The sequence below is a fragment of the Embleya sp. NPDC025285 genome (assembly GCF_055558835.1).
In genome coordinates this window covers 90,479-108,452 of the sequence record NZ_JBVHLU010000029.1, presented here as the reverse complement: position 1 = coordinate 108,452, position 17,974 = coordinate 90,479, and the positions used below count along the sequence as shown (strand labels likewise).

The following is a 17,974-nucleotide window of genomic DNA, read 5'->3' as shown; positions in this document are numbered from 1 at the left end:
CGACCGCCCCTTCAGACTGGGCCACGGCCGCGCCTTCGCACTCTACGTCGCAGGCTACACCTCCCCCCCCCCCCACCCCCCCTACCCCCCCCCCCCCCCCCCCCCCCCCCCCCCGCTCGCGTACGACCCCCGGGCCCAGCCCTTCGGAGGACGGGCCCGGGGGCGCGTGGTACCGCGGTACGGGGCGGAGCCGGCTCTTCGGGTGGATGTGCCCGAACGGGTCGCCGGCGGATCGTGGAAGGGTCAGTCGATCCCCCGGCTCCCAGAGGACGCCATGAGCACCCTGTCCGAGTTCCCCGCTCCGAACACCGCCCCGCGCATCCGGCCGCGGCACGTCTGGCAGTGGGCGAAGGCCGGGCGTTCCGTCCCCGCGCTCGCGACCTTCGTCGGCCTGCTGATCCTGCCGGTGCTCGCGTTCGTGTCGGCCTATCCGCTGTTCTCGGGCGTCGCCGACACCCTCTTCGACACCTCGGCGGACGATCTCACCGCCGGACGCGGCTTCGGCGGAGCGGTGGTCGAGCCGGTCACGGGCGCCGCGCTCGCCGTCACCGCCGCTCTGATCGTGCTGTACAGCGCCGCGCGCGTACTGCGCCGACGGGGTCGCTGAACGCGGCCGGACGACCGACGCGCACCACCCGCCGACCGGGCCCGCACAAGGCTCGGTCGGCGTTCGTGTCGTTCCGGGCCCGATCGGATCGGATCAGGGCCGGCACCTCAGATCAGGCCCAGCACCAGCGAGGCCGCGCCCGAGAGCACGAGGCCGCCGAGGATCTCCATCGACCACTGGACTCGGACCGGGCCGGTGGACTTCGCGGCGAACTGCTCGCTCATCCCGCGCAGGTCGTCCACGACCTGGTCGGCACGGGAGAGTTGGGGCAGGTCGTGCGCGCCGTGGCCGTACGGGTCCTCCGCCGCCGAGCGGCCCTGTTGGCGCAGCGCCCGCTTGCGTTCGCGCAGGGAGACCGGGATGGCCCAGATGTGGAACGACTTCTCGTCCGCGCGCACCTCGATCGAGTACTCGGCCCGGACCCGCTCCACCGCGCCCCAGGGCACCACGATGGTGCGGAACGGGTTGCGGATCACCAGGTGCTCCGGCCCGACCAGCACCGCCGAGCGCAGGGTGAGCGCGACCACCAGGACCGCGAAGAAGACCACGACGGCGATGGCGAGCCACTTGGTGCTGCCTTCGCCGCGGATCAGCGTGTCGATCACCATCCACACCCCGGCGGCGATCAGAAGCACCCCGACGGCCATCGCCGGCCGGGAGCGATACGTGGTGATGTCCTCGTCGCTGCTCATGACCGGTGATTGTGCCGCACGACACCGGCCGGGTTTGGCTCGACCGGACCACTGGGCCCGACGCTACGCGAGTAGATATGCTCGTCTTGTGAGCATGCCGTCTGCAATTCTCGCCGACCCGGCCGAGGTCACCTCGTCCGAAGCGGCCCTTCGACGCTTTCTGCACGGGCTTCCCGGCGTCGACAGGGTCGGGACCGAAGCGCGGGCAGCAATGCTCGCCACCCGCTCGATCAAGAACGAGGCCAAGGTCGCCGCGATCGACCTCGCCATCAAGATGATCGACCTGACCACACTGGAAGGTGCCGACACCCCGGGCAAGGTCCGGGCCCTGTGCGCGAAGGCGCTGCATCCGGACCCGGGCGCACCGGACGCGCCCCGGCCCGCCGCGATCTGCGTCTACGGCGACCTGGTCGCCGAGGCCAGGGCCGCGCTCGGCGATTCGGGAGTGCATGTCGCGGCCGTCGCGACCGCGTTCCCCTCCGGACGCGCCGCACTCGACGTGAAGCTGGCCGACGTCGCCCACGCGGTGGCCGCCGGCGCCGACGAGATCGACATGGTCATCGACCGGGGCGCGTTCCTGTCCGGTCGCTACCGGGCAGTCTTCGACGAGATCGTCGCGGTCAAGGCGGCGTGCGCCCGCGGCGCCGCCGCCGGTGGGGGCAGTGCCCACCTCAAGGTGATCCTGGAGACCGGTGAACTGTCGACGTACGACAACGTCCGCCGCGCGTCGTGGCTCGCGATGCTCGCGGGTGCCGACTTCATCAAGACGTCCACGGGCAAGGTCGCGGTCAACGCGACACTGCCGGTGACGCTGGTGATGCTCCAGGCGGTCCGCGACTTCCGCGAGGCCACCGGTACGCAGGTCGGCGTCAAGCCGGCCGGTGGGATCCGCACCACCAAGGACGCGATGAAGTACCTCGTGCTGGTCAACGAGACGGTGGGCTCGGACTGGCTGGACCCCGACTGGTTCCGGCTCGGTGCCTCCAGCCTGCTCAACGACCTCCTGATGCAGCGCCAGAAGCTGGCCACGGGCCGCTACTCCGGCCCCGACTACGTGACGGTGGACTGACAGCCATGGGCAACCCATTCGAGTACGCGCCCGCGCCCGAGTCGCGCGCGATCGTCGACATCGCCCCGGCGTACGGGCTGTTCATCGACGGAAAGTTCGCCGACGCGGCGGACGGCGGTCGGCTCAAGACGGTGAACCCGGCGACCGAGGAGGTGCTGGCCGAGATCGCGGTCGGCGGCGAGGCGGACGTGGACCGCGCGGTCAAGGCCGCGCGCAAGGCGTTCAAGTCGTGGTCGGCGCTGCCCGGCGCGGAGCGGGCCAAGTACCTGTTCCGGATCGCTCGGCTGATCCAGGAGCACGGGCGCGAACTCGCGGTCCTGGAGTCGATCGACAACGGCAAGCCGATCCGCGAGTCGCGCGACGTGGACATCCCGCTGGTCGCGGCGCACTTCTTCCACTACGCGGGGTGGGCCGACAAGCTCGCGCACGCCGGCTTCGGGTCCGACCCGAAGCCGATCGGTGTGGCCGGTCAGGTCATCCCGTGGAACTTCCCGCTGCTGATGCTGGCCTGGAAGGTGGCGCCGGCCCTCGCGGGCGGCAACACCGTGGTGCTCAAGCCGGCCGAGAGCACGCCGCTGACCGCGCTGCGATTCGCCGAGATCTGCGTCGAGGCCGGGCTGCCGGACGGTGTGCTGAACATCGTCACCGGTGCCGGCGAGACCGGTCGCGCGCTGATCGCGCACCCGGACGTGGACAAGGTCGCGTTCACCGGCTCGACCGCCGTGGGCAAGGAGATCGCCCGCACCATCGCGGGCACCCGCAAGCGGGTCACCCTCGAACTCGGCGGCAAGGCCGCCAACATCGTCTACGACGACGCCGCGATCGACTCCGCCGTGGACGGCATCGTCGAGGGCATCTTCTTCAACGGCGGCCAGGTCTGCTGCGCCGGTTCGCGGCTGCTGGTGCAGGAGTCGGTGGCCGAGGAGCTGCTGGCGAGCCTGACCCGGCGGATCAAGACGCTGCGCGTGGGCGACCCGCTGGACAAGAACACCGACGTCGGCGCGATCAACTCGGCCGCGCAACTCTCCCGGATCCAGGAACTGGTCGCGGCGGGCGAGGCCGAGGGCGCCGAGCGCTGGTCGTTGGCCGGCGAGCTGCCCGGCAAGGGCTTCTGGTTCCCGCCGACGGTGTTCACCAACGTCACGCAGGCACACCGGATCGCCCGGGACGAGATCTTCGGCCCGGTGCTGACCGTGCAGACCTTCCGTACCCCGGCCGAGGCGGTGGAGAAGGCGAACAACTCCGCGTACGGCCTGTCCGCCGGCGTGTGGACGGAGAAGGGCGCCAAGGCCCTGTGGACCGCGCAGCGGTTGCGGGCGGGCGTCGTGTGGACCAACACGTTCAACAAGTTCGACCCGGCCTCGCCGTTCGGCGGGTTCAAGGAGTCGGGCTTCGGCCGCGAGGGTGGCCGCCACGGGCTGGAGGCCTACCTCGATGTCTGAGCGCCTTGAGGTGTTGAAGACCTACAAGCTGTACGTCGGGGGCAAGTTCCCCCGGTCCGAGAGCGGGCGGGTGTACGCGGTGACCGACAGCAAGGGCCGGACCCTGGCGAACGCGCCGCGCGGCAGCCGCAAGGACGCCCGCGACGCGGTCGTCGCGGCGCGCAAGGCATTCCCGGGCTGGTCGGGCGCCACCGCCTACAACCGGGGTCAGATCCTGTACCGGATCGCCGAGATGCTGGAGGGTCGGCGCGAGCAGTTCGCGACCGAGGTCGCCGCGGCCGAGGGCATCGGCCGGACCAAGGCGCTCGCGTCGGTGGACGCGGCCGTGGACCGCTGGGTCTGGTACGCCGGGTGGACCGACAAGCTCGCCCAGGTCGCGGGCGGCGCCAACCCGGTCGCGGGTCCGTTCGCGAACTGGTCCACGCCCGAACCCACCGGCGTGGTCGCGGTGATCGCCTCGCAGCGCTCGTCGCTGCTGGGCCTGACGAGCGCGGTCGCGCCGGTGATCGCCACCGGCAACACCGCCGTCGTGCTCGCGGCCGGCTCCTCGGCGCTGCCCGCGTTGTCCTTCGCCGAGGTGCTCGCGGTGTCCGACCTGCCGGGCGGGGTGATCAACATCCTGACCGGGCACCCGGCGGAGATCGCCCCGACGCTCGCGTCCCACCAGGACGTCAACGCGATCGACCTGACCGGCGTGGCGCCGGACGCGGGAGTCGCGTCGGCGCGCGACCTGGAGATCGCGGCGGCGGACAACCTCAAGCGCGTGTTGCGCCCCGAGGCCAAGGAGCCGGACTGGTCGGCGGACCCGGGCACGGGTCGGATGCTGGCGTTCACCGAGACCCGCACGGTCTGGCACCCGACCGGGCACTGATCGCCGGAGCGCTCCGGGCGGCGACAGCGCGAGGACCGTCACCCACGCGGGTGACGGTCCTCGCGTCTTCAGGCCGCGAGCACGTGATCGGCGCGGGTCTGCGTCGCCGGGCCCTTCGCGTCGGCGGCCCGCCGGGTGGAGAGCTTCCAGGTGGCCGGGACGCGGACGATCACGACGACGGCGAAGAGGGCGAACAGAGCGGACATGCGATCGAATCCTCGGAGTTGCGAAGGTGCGGTCGCCGGGCGAACCGCCTTACGAGACTCGACGCCGGCCGCGCGCGGCGACCGTCTCGGGCCTGTTGACGCGGCGTCGACGCGGGTGAGGGCATTCCCGACGGGATCTTGACGAGTGGTCAGCGCAGCGACAGCTCGGCGATCACCGCGGCGTGATCGGTGTGCGGCACGCGGTGTTCGGACACCGAGACCACCTCGATCCCGCCCGTGACCAGCACGTGGTCGATCCCGAACAGCGGCGGCAGGCCGTGGAAGTACGCCATCGGCCAGGTGCGCGCCAGGACCCGGCCGCGCTCCTCGTGCGCGTCCCGCAGCCCGGCGCCGGTGAGCGCGCGGAACGAGGCGTTGTCCGAGGTCGCGTTGAAGTCGCCGAGGAAGATCGCGGGCAGGGTGCGCCGCTCCGCCTCGCGGCGCAGCGCGTCCATGTCGTGGGCCCACTTCCCGGCCTGCCCGCGCATCGGCGGGATGGTGTGCACGCCCTGGATCCGGACCGGGCGCCCGGACACCTCCACGGTGGCGCCGGGCATCGGCATCGTGGTCCGCTCGGGCAACGGCCGCTCCTCGGTCAGCGGCCGGCGCGCGTAGATCGCCAGTCCGGCCGCGCCGGGCTCGCCGGTCCCGGCCGAGTACGGGAGTTCCCGGGTGAGGCCGGCCCGCTCCAGGCCCGCCGCCAGTTCGGGCGTCAACTCCTCCACGGCCAGCACGTCCACCCGCTCGCGGCGCACCAGGTCGGTGATCCGTACCGGATCCGCCTTGCCGAAGTAGGCGTTCGAGGTCATCACCCGCAACCGCGCGCCGCCGGGCGCGGGAGCATCGGCAGGGGTCAGCCTCGGCAACATCCACAGGGTGTGGACGACCACCAGACCCAGCGCGACGAGCAGGGTCAGCCGCATCCGCAGCAGCGCGGCCCCGAGCAGCACGAGCACCGAGGCCACCGCCGCGTACGGGGCGAAGACGGTCACGATCGCGACCGGCCACATCGCGTCGAACACGAGCAGCCGCGCCCCCGTCACCAGCACCGCGCCCGCGAAGATCAGGCCGACCACGCTGCGGCCGAACGTGCGGGTGCGCCGGCGCACCCGCCACAGCCGAGGCGGCGGCGGGATCTCCCGCGCCGACTCGGTCTCGACCTCGGCGGTCACGGCCGGGTCCCTCCGTGCGTGGGCGGCGCCGGCGGAGTGGCCGGCCGGGGCGGCACGGCCGGGGTGCCGGTGCCCGGAGTGCTCGCGGAGACGACGGTCTGCGGGCCGGTCTCGGAAACGGCGGCCCGTGGCCCGGTCGCGGCGCCGTGCGGCGGCGTGGACGCCGGCTCGGCACTCGGTTCGGAACCCCTCGCCCGGGTCCGGTCCGCGTCCGTCGGGGTGACGTGTTCACCGGTGGACCCGGCGTACCGGGTGCCCGTCCCGGAGTACGCCGGGTACTGCCCGGACGTGCTCACCGGTTGGCCGGCGCCCGTCGCGTCCCGCCCGTGCGAGAGCCACTCCTGATGCGGCAGCGACTTGCCGCGGGTGACCGTCGGCGTGACCGGCGCGCCCAGGACCACGATCAGGAACCAGGCGCACAGCGCGAACATGACCAGGACACCCACGTTGATCGCGCTCTGTTCGACCCGGGCCCCGGCCGGTATGTCGGCGAACCCGCCGCCGTCGTAGGCGAGCCCGCCCAGCGCCGCGGTGAGTCCCACGGCGCCCTGTACGGCGAGCACTCCGAGCGCGACACGGGTGATCACCCGGGCCCGGGACGTGGGCCGGCCGGCATGGGTCGCCAGCAGCACCGCGCCTGCGAGCAGCACCGGCGTGAGCACGTCGAGCAGGGCGGACTGACCGCCGTAGGCACGCGCCCGGAAGCCGTGCACCCCCGAGCCCACGCCGAACAGGACGCGCAACGCGTCGACCGCCAACTGCAGTGCCACGAAGCCGACCAGCGCCCATGCCGCCGGTTCCCGCAAACGATCCGTTTCCTGCCGCATCCGACTGCCTCCCCGTGGCCGTGTTCGCGGCTCAGGGTAGACGGGCGCGGGCCTCGCGGCAGGGCGCCGACGGGCGCCGGGTGCGGTGGCCGGCCGGCTCAGAGCCGATCGAGCGCTTCCTGCACGGTCATCCCGTCGGCGAGGTCGCCGGTGACCAGGCTGGTGCCGACCGGCGTGTCACCCACGTCGGTGCCGACGCTGTTGGACAGCGGGTTCAGGCCGCCGCCGTTCATCGGGTTGAGTTGCGCGCGCTCCACGACGCCGAGCACGGCTCCGGTCGCCGCAGCGGCGCCCTGGCCGGCCGCGGGCACGTCGGTACGGGAGATCTCGTCGGGCGCGACGGGCGCGGCCGTGGCGCTCCCGGCGATGCCGAACGCGGCGGCGGCGCCGAGGGATGTGGCGGCGAGCACGGTGCGAAGAACGGAGGACATGGCGGTGGCCCTTCCCAGTCGACTAGGAGATTGACCACGCAACGTAGCCACTCGGCTACGTCGAGCGCAATTCGGCGCCCCGTGCGCCGATGTCCCGAATTCGCTCCCAATTCGACGGAACCGTCACAGCCCCATCCGCCGTCCCTGCCGATGACACACCTTCGGCCCGGGACGCATCGACACCGGTACGACGCACAACTGCACAGGGATACCGCGACACGAGAGAAAGACGTGGGCGAGCGAGTGCGCACGGCGCACGCGGATCGCGAACACGAGTGGGATCGGCCGACCGGGCACAGCTCGGGCGACGAAGTCCCGGGCTCAGGCGACGAGTTCGGCGAACGCCTCGTCGGCACCGAAGCTCAGCGCGTCGTCCTCGCGCAGCCGGCGCAGCGCGCGCCAGATGCTCGACTTGACCGTGCCGACGCTGCATCCGAGCACCTCGGCCACCTCGGGGTCGGTGCGACCCTCGTAGTAGCGCAGCACCAGCATGGTGCGCTGCGGCTCGGGCAGCTTGGCCAGCGCGCGCCAGAGCACCGCACGCAACTCGGTGTCGCCCATCGAGTCCGAACCGTCCGGACGCTCGGGCAGCTCCTCCGAGGGGTACTCGTTGATCCGGCGACGACGCCAGGCCGATATATGCAGGTTGGTCATCGTGCGGCGCAGGTAACCGCCCAGCGCGGCCTTGTCCTGGATCCGACCCCACGCCTGGTACGTGCTCATCAACGCGCTCTGCAACAGGTCCTCGGCCTCGTTGCGGTCACCCGTGAGGTGGTACGCGGTGGCGAACAGCGCCGACCGGCGCTCACGGACATACGCGGTGAATTCGTCGTCGACACTGTCCGTGCACGAAGCACTACGCGCGTTGCCGTTCAGCGGGGCAAGGGCGACGACGGTACGGCGGTTGTCCTTGCGGATGCCCTGCGACTGCGTCTGGGACTGCATGACTTCTCCCCCGGTTCGGCGCTCGTTCACGATGTACAGCCTGCTGGGCGGGCTTCATCGTCAGGTCGGCGAGCTGTCACAGGTATGCAACAGCGACCTCGGGCGGCGAACCGGAAGGGGCCTCCCCGTGTTCTTCCCAGCCGTGACGTCAGACACAATGGCCTGCGTGCCCTACCTGCTGCTTATCGAGGATGACGAGTCCGTACGAACCGGACTCGAACTCGCCCTGGGGCGCCAGGGCCATCGCGTGGTCACCGCCGCCACCGGTGAGGCCGGCCTGGAACGGTGGCGCGAGCAGCGCCCCGACCTGATCGTGCTCGATGTGATGTTGCCGGGCATCGACGGCTTCGAGGTGTGCCGGCGGATCCGCCGCACCGACTCGCTGCCGATCATCCTGCTCACCGCGCGCAACGACGACATCGACGTGGTGGTCGGCCTGGAGTCCGGCGCCGACGACTACGTGGTCAAGCCGGTCCAGCCGCGCGTGCTGGACGCCCGCATCCGCGCGGTGTTGCGCCGCGGCGAGCGCGAGGTGTCCGACGCGTCGGTGTTCGGCGACCTGGTGGTCGACCGCAACGCGATGACGGTGACCAAGGCCGGCGAGGAGCTCCAGCTCACCCCGACCGAGCTGCGGCTCCTGGTCGAGCTGAGCCGGCGGCCCGGTCAGGCGCTCTCCCGGCAGCAGTTGTTGCGCCTGGTGTGGGAGCACGACTACCTCGGCGACTCGCGCCTGGTGGACGCGTGCGTCCAGCGACTGCGCGCCAAGGTGGAGCAGACCCCGTCCGCGCCGACACTGATCCGCACCGTCCGGGGCGTCGGCTACCGCCTCGACCCGCCCCAGTGACGGGCCGGCCGCCGCTGGTACGCCGGATCGTCCGCCGGGTCGCCCCGACCCTGAAGCTGCGCTCGTTGCGGTTCCGGGTACTCGTCGCCTTCGCGCTGGTCGCGTTGATCGCCGCGGTCGCCGCGTCCGGCATCGCCTACTGGCTGACCCGGACCGCCGTGCTGGAGCGCGCGCAGGACTCGGTGCTCACCGAGTTCCGGGACAACCTCGGCCGAGTCTCCGCGGGTCTCCCGGAGCACCCGGACCAGGCCGATCTGGGGCCCGCCGTCGACCAGATGCGGGAGAGCAGTTTCGGCTACTCCGTGGTCCTGGTCGGCACCGACGGCCGCCCGGTCGCCTCCGACCCGACCCGGTTCCCGCTGGAGCGGGTGCCCGCGAAGCTGCAGCGCGTGGTGCAGACCGCGGACGGCGGTGGCGGCTTCCACATGTACTTCCAGCGGATCGACATCGAGGGACAGCCCTACCTGGTCGGCGGCACCAAGGTGGTGCCCAACGGGCCCACCGGCTACATGTTCAAGTCGCTCAAGGACGAACAGGCCGACCTCAACTCGCTGGCCCGCTACCTGATCGTGGGCACCCTGCTGGCGCTGGGCGCGGCGGCGGTGGTCGCGCTGTTCGCCGCGCGGCACATCCTGCGCCCGGTACGCCGGCTCGGGCACGCCGCGCGCGAGCTGGGCGCGGGTCGCCTGGACACCCGGCTGGACGTGCGCGGCTCGGACGAACTCGCCGACCTGTCCCGGACGTTCAACGACGCGGCGGAGAAGCTGGAGCGCAGCGTCGCCGAGTTGCGCGCGCTGGAGTCGTCCTCGCGCCGCTTCGTCGCGGACGTCTCGCACGAACTGCGCACCCCGTTGGCGGCGATGACCGCGGTCAGCGAGTTGCTCGAGGAGGAGGCGGACAGCCTCGGCGAGCAGGGCGCGCCGGCCGCCCGGTTGGTGGTCGCCGAGATCGAGCGGCTGGCCACGCTGGTCGAGGACCTGATGGAGGTGTCCCGCTTCGACGCGGGCACCGCCGCGCTGGTCGCGGACGAGGTGGACATCACCGACCTGGTCACCGCGTGCCTGGACGCGCGCGCCTGGATGGACGCGGTGGACCTTCGGGCACCCCGGGGCATCCTGGCCCGGGTGGACCCGCGCAGACTGGACGTCATGGTCTCCAACCTGGTCGGCAACGCGTTGCGGCACGGCGGCTCGCCGGTGACCGTCGAGATCCACCACGAACCGCGCGTGGCGATACCCGGAATGCTCGCCGGTCCGGAGGAGGATCTCGTGATCGAGGTCTCCGACACCGGCCCGGGCATCCCCGAGGACGTACTGCCGCACGTGTTCGACCGGTTCTACAAGGCGGACAGTTCGCGGGCGCGGTCCGAGGGCAGCGGGTTGGGACTGTCCATCGTGATGGAGAACGCGCGGATCCACGGCGGTACCGCGTACGCGTCGAACATGCCGGGCGGCGGTGCCAAGTTCACCCTGCGCCTGCCGCTGGTGCCACCCGAGCTCGAAGAGATAATCGACCCGGACGAGGGCGTCGAGGACGACGGTGTGCACGCCGACCTGGACGCCGAGAACGCGGAGCACCCGGAGCACGCCGGCGCCGACCTCGGCGGCAACGGTGCCGGCACGCACGACGAGCGAGGAGACAGGCGTTGAGACCCCGCCGGCGGCTTCCGATCGTGATCTTCGCGACGACCGGGGTGCTCGCCGCGCTCACGTCGTGCGGGATCCGGCCGACCGAGGGACCGGTGGGGGCCGGGAAGCCGGCCAATCGTACGGCGCCGTCCGCGCAGAGCCGGCTGCCCGGCTCGGAGCGGCACATCGTCTACCTGGTGAAGGACAACCGGCTCCAGGCGCTGCCCCGGGGCGGGCGGTTGGTGCTGCGGCCCGCCGAGGCGGTCCCGGACAAGCCACGCACCGACCAGGTCAACCAGCTCCTGGAGGAGTTGCACCTGGGCCCCAACGACGCCGAGGCGTTGGAGGGGTACACCACCGCGCTGCCCGCCGGCGGCCTGATCGCGGCCGACCGGCGCGAGGGTGACCCGCCCACCCTCTTCCGGCTGGACGCGCCGCTGTCGGCGCTGGCCACGATCGCGCTCGGGCAGGTGGTCTGCACGCTGCAGAGCGCGTCCGGCGGCGACACGGTGCTGCTCGCGGGTCGGCGCACGCCGCCGGAGAGCTACCGGTGCGAGAACTACCTCGACATCAGCCGCAAGACCACTGCCACGCCGTCCCCCGGCGCCCGGGCCTCCGGTCCGCCGTCGGCGTTCGACAAGGACTGGCCGCAGTCCCGCCCCTCCGGGAAGACCCTTACTCCCCAAGGCGGATGAGCAAGGCGGGTCCTGCGATGGATGTGGCCGGGTCCGAATCGTCCTACCTTCGAAGTACGACGACGCCGCGTCAGGCGCCGCCGCATCGAGGAGGAACCGCCATGACCATGAGCACCGCGACCCTCAGTCGCCCGCGTCACGGCCGCCGGATCGCCGGCGTCTGCGCCGGCATCGCCCGCCGCTACGGCTGGTCCGTCACCACCGTCCGCGTGGTGTTCGTGCTCTCCTGCCTGCTGCCGGGCCCGCAGTTCCTGCTGTACATCGCGCTGTGGATCCTGCTGCCCCAGGACTGAGCCGGGCGGGACGGGGCAACGGCCCGACCGCATCGGCGCCTATCATCCGATCAACGGATGGGTAGGCGGTTCGATCGAGTGGTCTCGCGGGACCGGAGGGTTCCGGGCCGTGCGCTCGGTCGGGGGGCGGGGACATGCAACCGGGAAGCACGCACAACAAGAACCTCATCATCACGATGTCGGTGTTCGCCGGCGTCCTGGTGACCCTGGTCGGGCTGGTGCTCAGCGGCACGCTGGCGGTCGAGGCCGGGCGCACCCAGGCGATGAACTCGAAGCAGTACAGCGACAGGGACGTCGAGGACACCCGGGGGTTCTGGGACCAGGACCGGCAGGACGAGGCCAAGCCCCGGGGCGCGGAGATCTCGCCCGACCAACAGCCGCCGCAGTTGCCCGACCAGGAGCAGCAGCAGCCCGAGGCGGACTACCGCCAACCGCCGACGATCCAGGCGCGCCGGGTGACCCCGCCGTACACCGAGCCCGACACGGCGATCCGGGGCAAGATCTTCTTCCGGACGCCGGAGGGCGTCGCCGAGTGCAGCGGCACGGTCGTGCACCACTCCACCGGCAACATGGTGTGGACGGCGGCGCACTGTCTGCACGGTGGCCGGGACGGGGACTTCTACGACAGGGTCACCTTCGTGCCCGCGTACAACGGCGCGGGTCGCACCCCGGCGGAGCGCGAACCGTACGGACGGTGGCCGGCCCGGCGGATCACGGTGAGCAACCAGTGGGCGCAGAACGCCGATCCGGGCGGCAGGGACGCGAGCGCGTCACCGTTCGACTACGGCGCCTTCATCGTCGACTCGCGCGGCGGGCGCACTCTGGAGGACACGGCGGGGGCGGGCGCGGACGTGCTCTGGAACGCGCCGCGACACCTTCGCGTGCAGTCGTTCGGCTACCCGGGGGACACGCCCTACGACGGCACCGCGCTCTACACGTGCTCGTCGCCGACCACGGACTTCCGTGAGGACGGCTGGCCGCAGCCGGACATGTTGTGGATGGGCTGCACGATGACCGGCGGGTCCTCCGGCGGCGGCTGGTTCGCCGAGGTGGACGGGCGAAGTTACCTGGTGAGCAACGTCTCGCTGGGGGTGACCACGCGGAACTCGCGCACCATGACGGGGCCGTATCTGGGCGATGTGGCGAAGGACATGTACGACTCGCTGTGACGGGTCGCCGGCCGGTGACGGGTCGGCGGCGGGTGAGGGGGCGGGGCCGGCGGGCCGAAGCCGTGCGGGCGCGGCGACGCCGTGCGTGCGGCGCGACGAAGCCGTGTCCTCGCGCAGGATCGACGCGCGATGGACACGGCCCGTGGCACGACAGGACCGACCGGTTCCGCGCCGACGACCCGGCCCGGCGGCAGGTGCGGAACCCGATGCGGGTGTCAGAGAGAAAGGCCACCCAGCGGCAGGTCCCCGAGCGGCGTACCACCAAGCGGCGAGGACTCGCCCGTCGGCAGCGTGTTGAGCGGCGAGCCCAGGCCGCCCTTGGCCGGGGCGCCCTGCGCGGCGAAGCCGGTCATACCCTGCTCCATGCTGCGGGCCATGGTCCCGGCCGTGTGGCCCGGGGTGAGCACCTCGCCGACGGGGAGCTGGTCGGTGACCTGGGACAGCGGGAACGGCGCGGCGGCATCCGGCAGGGCCGCCTGGGCCGTTGCGGCGGCCGGGGCCAGTCCCTCGACCAGGTCGGTCACCGGCATGGCGCTCGCGGAGCCTGCGGCGCCCGCTGCCATTGCCGCGCCGAGCCCGGCCGTGATGGCCGCCTTACGCGTTACCGATCGCATGTGCATCCTCGGTTTCTCGATTCGGGCGGGGCGAGACACACCCCGTTACGAAGTGAGACCGCAACGTAGCGAATCGGACGCGGAATGCGCAAAACATCCCCTTCGAGCCGGGCCGGACCGTTCACCCGAACCCGGAGGGGCCTCGGGGTGCGCCCGCGATCCGAACCGGTCCGAATCTGTCTGAATCGGTCTTAATCGGTCGGGCGCACCCACGAAAGGTCAGTTCCGACCGAAAAGCCATTCCGACTTGAGCGCGGCATAGCCGGGCTTGATCACCTCGTTGATCATCGCGAGCCGCTCGTCGAAGGGCAGGAAGGCGCTCTTCATCGCGTTCACGGTGAACCAGGCCAGGTCGTCCAAGCCGTAGCCGAACGCCTCGACGAGGTGCTCGAACTCCCGGGTCATCGACGTACCGCTCATCAAACGGTTGTCAGTGTTCACGGTCACCCGAAAATAGAGTCGGCGCAGTAGGCCGATCGGGTGATCCGCGTAGGACGTGGCGGCGCCGGTCTGCAGATTCGAGGTCGGGCACATCTCCAGCGGGATGCGCTTGTCGCGCACGTATGCGGCGAGCCGGCCGAGTTCGACACCGCCGTCGTCCTTGACCGTGATGTCGTCGATGATCCGCACGCCGTGGCCCAGGCGGTCCGCGCCGCACCACTGGAGCGCCTGCCAGATCGACGGCAGGCCGAACGCCTCGCCGGCGTGGATGGTGAAGTGGTTGTTCTCCCGCTTGAGGTACTCGAACGCGTCCAGGTGGCGCGTGGGCGGGAAGCCCGCCTCGGCGCCGGCGATGTCGAAGCCGACCACGCCCATGTCGCGGTGCCGGTTGGTGAGTTCGGCGATCTCCAGCGAGCGGGCCGCGTGCCGCATCGCGGTGAGCAGCGCGCCGACCTTGATCCGGTTGCCCGCCTCGGCCGCGCGGCGCTCGCCCTCGCGGAAACCCGCCTCGACCGCCTCGACCACCTGGTCCAGGGTCAGGCCGGCTTCCAGGTGTTGTTCGGGGGCGTAGCGGATCTCGGCGTAGACGACACCGTCGGCGGCGAGGTCCTCGGCGCATTCGGCGGCGACCCGGAACAGGCCCTCGCGGGTCTGCATCACCGCCACGGTGTGGTCGAAGGTCTCCAGGTAGCGCTCCAGCGAGCCGGAGTCGGCTGCCTCGCGGAACCACGTGCCGAGCGCCTCGGGGTCGGTGTCGGGGAGGCGGTCGTATCCGATTGCCTCGGCGAGTTCGATGATCGTGGCGGGGCGGAGCCCACCGTCGAGGTGGTCGTGGAGCAGGACTTTGGGTGCGCGCCGGATCTGCTCGACCGTGGGCGAGGCAGCGGGCGTGTTCGGGTGACTGCTGTACATGAAAGGACTTTACTGCCTACGCGCGTAGATCATCTGCTCTTCCTCGGGCCGGCTTTGCGGGTGGCCTACCGGGCGGCTTGTGGCGGCGCCGGGTCGCGAGGGGTGGGCTGGGCATGCTCGGGGTGCAGGAGATGGCCGCGGCGGCCGAGGGCGAATTCGCGGAACAGGCGTACGGGGGTGGTTTCGGGGCGGGCCGGCATCCAGGCGAGGCCGATCGTGCGGAAGGCCCGGGGGGCGGTGACGGCCAGGTGTACGGTGCCCGGGCGCGGGGCGTCGGGGGCGGGCAGCAGCGACACGCCCAGGCCCGCCGCGACCAGGCCGCGCAACGTCTCGGCCTCCTCGCCCTCGAAGGCGATCCTGGGCACGAACCCCGCCTCGGCGAACAGCGCGTCGGTGATCCGGCGCATCCCGTAGCCCGGCTCCATGCACACGAACACCTCCTCGGCCGCCTCGGCCAACCGCACCCGGCGGCGGTGCGCGAGCCGATGGTCGGCCGGCACCACCAGGTAGAGCCGCTGATCGTCCAGCGCGCGCACGGCCAGGTCCGGCGCGTCCGGCAGCGGCGCGGTCAGGCACAGGTCGAGTTCGCCGGCCCGCATCCGCTCCAACATCGCCGAGGCGGAGTCCTGGACCAACTGGAACCGGATTCCGGGGTGGTGTACCCGAAAGGCGCGCAGCAGGCCGGGCACCGCCTCGGGGCCCATCGTGTGCAGGAACCCGAACGCGACCTTGCCGCGCGCCCCACCCGCGTCCTCGATCACCTCGTCCAGCCCGCGCTCCAGCAGCGCGAGCGCCTGTTCCACGTAGCCGAGCAGGGTGTGACCCTGCCGGGTGAGCACGACCCCGCGCCCGGTCCGGGCCAGCAGCGGGACACCCACGTCGGCCTCCAGTCGGGCCATCGTGCGACTGAGCGTGGGCTGCGGAACACCCAGCCCGGCGGCGGCCCGCGTGATGTGCTCCTCGCGTGCGACCGCGGCGAATTGCGTCAGGAGCGGGGCGATGGCCGCGGAAACCTCGGCTGATCTGCTGTCATACGACACAGCATGGATTGTGGCCTAAACATGCATTGGACGCATGAAACGACGCGGCCTAGTTTCGTACACATGCCCGCATCGAACAGTGCTTCGGACCCCGCCCCAACCACCGACCCGATCACCGCCGCTCCCGTCCGGCACACGCGCGGCTCGCGCGCCTACCGTCGGGTCAACCTGGCACTGTTCGCCGCGGGCTGTTCGACCTTCGCGATGCTCTACGCCACCCAGACGCTGCTGCCGGAGTTGTCCGACGGGTTCCACCTGGACCCCGCGACGGCCAGCCTGTCCGTGTCGGTGACCACCGGCGCACTGGCCCTGGCGGTGATCCCGGTGAGCATGTTGTCCGAGCGGTGGGGCCGCTCCCGGGTGATGACGATCTCCGTGTTCGGCGCGGCCCTGCTGGGCGTACTGGCCGCGTTCGCACCGGACTTCGGCACCCTGGTGGCGCTGCGCGCGGTGCAGGGCGTGGCGCTGGCCGGGTTGCCCGCGACCGCGATGGCCTACCTCGCCGAAGAGGTCGACGGCCCCTCGCTCGGCTCGGCGATGGGCTTGTACGTGGCGGGCAACAGCATCGGCGGCATGGGCGGCCGACTGGTCACCGGCCTGGCCTCGGACCTGGGCGGGTGGCGGGTCGCGCTGGTGGCTGTCGGCCTGCTGGCGCTCGGGTCGGCGGTCGCCTTCCGGGTATTGCTGCCGCCGTCGCGCAACTTCACCCCCTCGACCATGACCGCCCGGCAACTCACCGGCGTGCTGCGCTCGCACCTGGCCGATCCGGTGCTGCGCCGGCTGTACCTGCTCGGCATGGTCTTCATGGCGGCGTTCGGCACGGTCTACAACTACCTCGGCTACCGGCTGCTCGCCGAGCCGTTCGGGCTGCCGCAGACGGTGGTCGGCGCGATCTTCGTGATCTACCTGGCGGGCACCTTCAGTTCGGCCGCGTCGGGTCGACTGGTCGGCCGGATCGGGCACCGCGCGACGTTGTGGGCCGCGGCGGCGATCACCGCCGCGGGCGCGCTGCTGACCCTGCCGGACAACCTGGCGCTGGTCGTGGTGGGCCTGATCGTGCTCACGGCGGGTTTCTTCGCGGGCCACTCGGCGGCCAGTTCGGCGGTGGGCCTGCGGGTCACCGAGGGCCGCGCGCAGGCGTCCGCGCTGTACCTGGCGGCCTACTACCTCGGCGCGAGCGTGGGCGGACCGATCGGCGGCGTCGCCTTCCACGGTCACGGCTGGGCGGGCGCGGTGCTCCTCGTGCTGGTGCTGATGGCGGCGGCGGGGTGGGTGGCCTTCGGGCTCAACGGCCGGGTGACCGGCGCGGCGACGGCGTCCGCGGCGATCCGGCGGCGGCCCCGCGCGCAACACGTGCGCTCCACCGCCTGAACGGTGCGCACAGGCCGGCGGAGGGCCCGATCGGGCCCTCCGCCGGCTTTGGCATGCCGGGGCGCCATGGACGAGCGGCACGACCCGTCCCCGGGACCCCGCCCGGGCGACCGCGACGACTTCGGCCGGGTGTACCGACCGCACACCGTGCGCGCGGGCTGCGCGCTGCTCGGCTGCCTGTTCGTGATCCTCGCCTCGGCCGTGGCGATCACCGCGCTGCTCCTGCGGGCATTGTGACCGACGCGGTCAGTAGCCCTGGGCCGCCTTGCGCTCGGCGGTCACGATCCTGGCCCGCTCGATCTCGTTGATGTGCGTCTCGGTCCACTCGCGCAGCGCGCGGATCGGCCCGCCCAGGCTGCGGCCGAGCTCGGTGAGTTCGTAGTCCACCCGGGGCGGGATGGTCGGGGTCACCGTACGCAGCACGAAGCCGTCCGTCTCCAGGCTGCGCAGGGTCTGCGTGAGCATCTTCTGCGACACCCCCTCGATCCGCCGGCTCAGGTCCGTGTACCGCATCGTGCCGTCCCGCAGCGCGTCCACGATCAGCACCGTCCACTTGCCGGCGATGTGGTCCAGCACCTGACGCGTCGCGCACTTGGCGCTGTAGACGTCGGCGGGGAGGCCGACCGATTCGACGATGGTCACCATGAGAGGAGAGTAGCGCACCAATTAGTGCCTACTTCCTTCTGGAGAGTGACTCTCCAAGAA

21 protein-coding genes are annotated in these 17,974 nt (G+C 71.9%); 11 read left to right on the top strand and 10 right to left on the bottom strand.

Annotated features, from left to right (window positions below):
- Positions 1-274 precede the first annotated feature (274 nt).
- Positions 275-607: a hypothetical protein gene (locus ACZ4FV_RS21335; RefSeq protein WP_395866421.1), complete on the top strand. Its 333-nt coding sequence runs from the start codon at positions 275-277 to the stop codon at positions 605-607.
- A 107-nt stretch (positions 608-714) separates the two neighbouring features.
- Here ACZ4FV_RS21335 and ACZ4FV_RS21330 read toward each other — a convergent pair whose 3' ends face one another.
- Positions 715-1,299, bottom strand: coding sequence for a PH domain-containing protein (locus ACZ4FV_RS21330; protein WP_395866423.1), 585 nt, complete (start codon positions 1,297-1,299; stop codon positions 715-717).
- Positions 1,300-1,393: 94 nt separating this feature from the next.
- Here ACZ4FV_RS21330 and deoC point away from each other — a divergent pair, with 94 nt between their 5' ends.
- The 3 genes from deoC to ACZ4FV_RS21315 are packed head-to-tail and all read left to right on the top strand — an operon-like array spanning position 1,394 to position 4,681.
- The gene (gene deoC, locus ACZ4FV_RS21325; RefSeq protein WP_395866533.1) at positions 1,394-2,368 is read left to right on the top strand and encodes a deoxyribose-phosphate aldolase; all 975 of its coding nucleotides are present in this window, start codon (positions 1,394-1,396) and stop codon (positions 2,366-2,368) included.
- A gap of 5 nt (positions 2,369-2,373) precedes the next feature.
- The gene (locus ACZ4FV_RS21320; RefSeq protein ID WP_395866425.1) at positions 2,374-3,810 is read left to right on the top strand and encodes an aldehyde dehydrogenase family protein; all 1,437 of its coding nucleotides are present in this window, start codon (positions 2,374-2,376) and stop codon (positions 3,808-3,810) included.
- Entirely contained in the window at positions 3,803-4,681 is an 879-nt protein-coding gene (locus ACZ4FV_RS21315) for an aldehyde dehydrogenase family protein (protein WP_465323069.1), read from the top strand. Before ACZ4FV_RS21320 ends, ACZ4FV_RS21315 begins: the two co-directional genes overlap by 8 nt.
- A 68-nt stretch (positions 4,682-4,749) precedes the next feature.
- Here ACZ4FV_RS21315 and ACZ4FV_RS21310 read toward each other — a convergent pair whose 3' ends face one another.
- The 5 genes from ACZ4FV_RS21310 to ACZ4FV_RS21290 all read right to left on the bottom strand — a co-directional run bounded on the left by ACZ4FV_RS21310 (position 4,750) and on the right by ACZ4FV_RS21290 (position 8,262).
- On the bottom strand, positions 4,750-4,887 hold the full coding sequence (locus tag ACZ4FV_RS21310) for a hypothetical protein (RefSeq protein ID WP_465323068.1): 138 nt from the start codon (positions 4,885-4,887) through the stop codon (positions 4,750-4,752).
- 149 nt (positions 4,888-5,036) lie between these two features.
- Positions 5,037-6,059 (bottom strand): endonuclease/exonuclease/phosphatase family protein, encoded by a 1,023-nt coding sequence (locus ACZ4FV_RS21305; protein ID WP_465323067.1) that lies wholly within the window; start codon positions 6,057-6,059, stop codon positions 5,037-5,039.
- Complete coding sequence (locus ACZ4FV_RS21300; protein ID WP_465323066.1) at positions 6,056-6,886, bottom strand: hypothetical protein; 831 nt, start codon at positions 6,884-6,886, stop codon at positions 6,056-6,058. The genes ACZ4FV_RS21305 and ACZ4FV_RS21300 overlap by 4 nt, the downstream gene beginning before the upstream one ends.
- A gap of 98 nt (positions 6,887-6,984) precedes the next feature.
- Positions 6,985-7,317, bottom strand: a complete 333-nt coding sequence (locus tag ACZ4FV_RS21295; protein WP_395866435.1) for a hypothetical protein — start codon at positions 7,315-7,317, stop codon at positions 6,985-6,987.
- A 321-nt stretch (positions 7,318-7,638) separates the two neighbouring features.
- A complete protein-coding gene (locus ACZ4FV_RS21290; protein WP_395866437.1) occupies positions 7,639-8,262 on the bottom strand; it encodes a SigE family RNA polymerase sigma factor in 624 nt (207 codons plus the stop codon).
- A 166-nt stretch (positions 8,263-8,428) separates the two neighbouring features.
- Here ACZ4FV_RS21290 and ACZ4FV_RS21285 point away from each other — a divergent pair, with 166 nt between their 5' ends.
- From ACZ4FV_RS21285 to ACZ4FV_RS21265, 5 genes are all read left to right on the top strand, one after another.
- Complete coding sequence (locus ACZ4FV_RS21285) at positions 8,429-9,106, top strand: response regulator transcription factor (protein ID WP_174861367.1); 678 nt, start codon at positions 8,429-8,431, stop codon at positions 9,104-9,106.
- A complete protein-coding gene (locus ACZ4FV_RS21280; RefSeq protein ID WP_395866439.1) occupies positions 9,103-10,755 on the top strand; it encodes an ATP-binding protein in 1,653 nt (550 codons plus the stop codon). Before ACZ4FV_RS21285 ends, ACZ4FV_RS21280 begins: the two co-directional genes overlap by 4 nt.
- 23 nt (positions 10,756-10,778) lie before the next feature.
- Positions 10,779-11,429 carry a hypothetical protein gene (locus ACZ4FV_RS21275; protein ID WP_395866441.1) on the top strand — a complete coding sequence of 217 codons (651 nt, stop codon included), beginning with the start codon at positions 10,779-10,781 and terminating at the stop codon, positions 11,427-11,429.
- Between the two features lie 101 nt (positions 11,430-11,530).
- Positions 11,531-11,722 (top strand): PspC domain-containing protein, encoded by a 192-nt coding sequence (locus ACZ4FV_RS21270; RefSeq protein WP_395866443.1) that lies wholly within the window; start codon positions 11,531-11,533, stop codon positions 11,720-11,722.
- A 134-nt stretch (positions 11,723-11,856) separates the two neighbouring features.
- Entirely contained in the window at positions 11,857-12,891 is a 1,035-nt protein-coding gene (locus tag ACZ4FV_RS21265; RefSeq protein WP_402230375.1) for a trypsin-like serine peptidase, read from the top strand.
- Positions 12,892-13,106: 215 nt separating this feature from the next.
- On the opposite strand, the gene ACZ4FV_RS21260 is transcribed toward ACZ4FV_RS21265, so the two are convergent.
- The 3 genes from ACZ4FV_RS21260 to ACZ4FV_RS21250 all read right to left on the bottom strand — a co-directional run bounded on the left by ACZ4FV_RS21260 (position 13,107) and on the right by ACZ4FV_RS21250 (position 15,898).
- Positions 13,107-13,505 carry a hypothetical protein gene (locus tag ACZ4FV_RS21260; RefSeq protein WP_395866447.1) on the bottom strand — a complete coding sequence of 133 codons (399 nt, stop codon included), beginning with the start codon at positions 13,503-13,505 and terminating at the stop codon, positions 13,107-13,109.
- A 219-nt stretch (positions 13,506-13,724) separates the two neighbouring features.
- On the bottom strand, positions 13,725-14,858 hold the full coding sequence (locus ACZ4FV_RS21255) for an adenosine deaminase (protein ID WP_402230373.1): 1,134 nt from the start codon (positions 14,856-14,858) through the stop codon (positions 13,725-13,727).
- 65 nt (positions 14,859-14,923) lie between these two features.
- Positions 14,924-15,898, bottom strand: a complete 975-nt coding sequence (locus ACZ4FV_RS21250; protein ID WP_402230370.1) for a LysR family transcriptional regulator — start codon at positions 15,896-15,898, stop codon at positions 14,924-14,926.
- A gap of 63 nt (positions 15,899-15,961) precedes the next feature.
- On the opposite strand from ACZ4FV_RS21250, the gene ACZ4FV_RS21245 reads away from it, so the two are divergent.
- Together ACZ4FV_RS21245 and ACZ4FV_RS21240 are read left to right on the top strand one after the other, a co-directional pair.
- Positions 15,962-17,269 (top strand): MFS transporter, encoded by a 1,308-nt coding sequence (locus ACZ4FV_RS21245; RefSeq protein WP_395866454.1) that lies wholly within the window; start codon positions 15,962-15,964, stop codon positions 17,267-17,269.
- 66 nt (positions 17,270-17,335) lie between these two features.
- Positions 17,336-17,506: a hypothetical protein gene (locus ACZ4FV_RS21240; protein ID WP_395866456.1), complete on the top strand. Its 171-nt coding sequence runs from the start codon at positions 17,336-17,338 to the stop codon at positions 17,504-17,506.
- Between the two features lie 9 nt (positions 17,507-17,515).
- On the opposite strand, the gene ACZ4FV_RS21235 is transcribed toward ACZ4FV_RS21240, so the two are convergent.
- Positions 17,516-17,914 carry a winged helix-turn-helix transcriptional regulator gene (locus tag ACZ4FV_RS21235; RefSeq protein WP_395866458.1) on the bottom strand — a complete coding sequence of 133 codons (399 nt, stop codon included), beginning with the start codon at positions 17,912-17,914 and terminating at the stop codon, positions 17,516-17,518.
- Positions 17,915-17,974 lie beyond the last annotated feature (60 nt).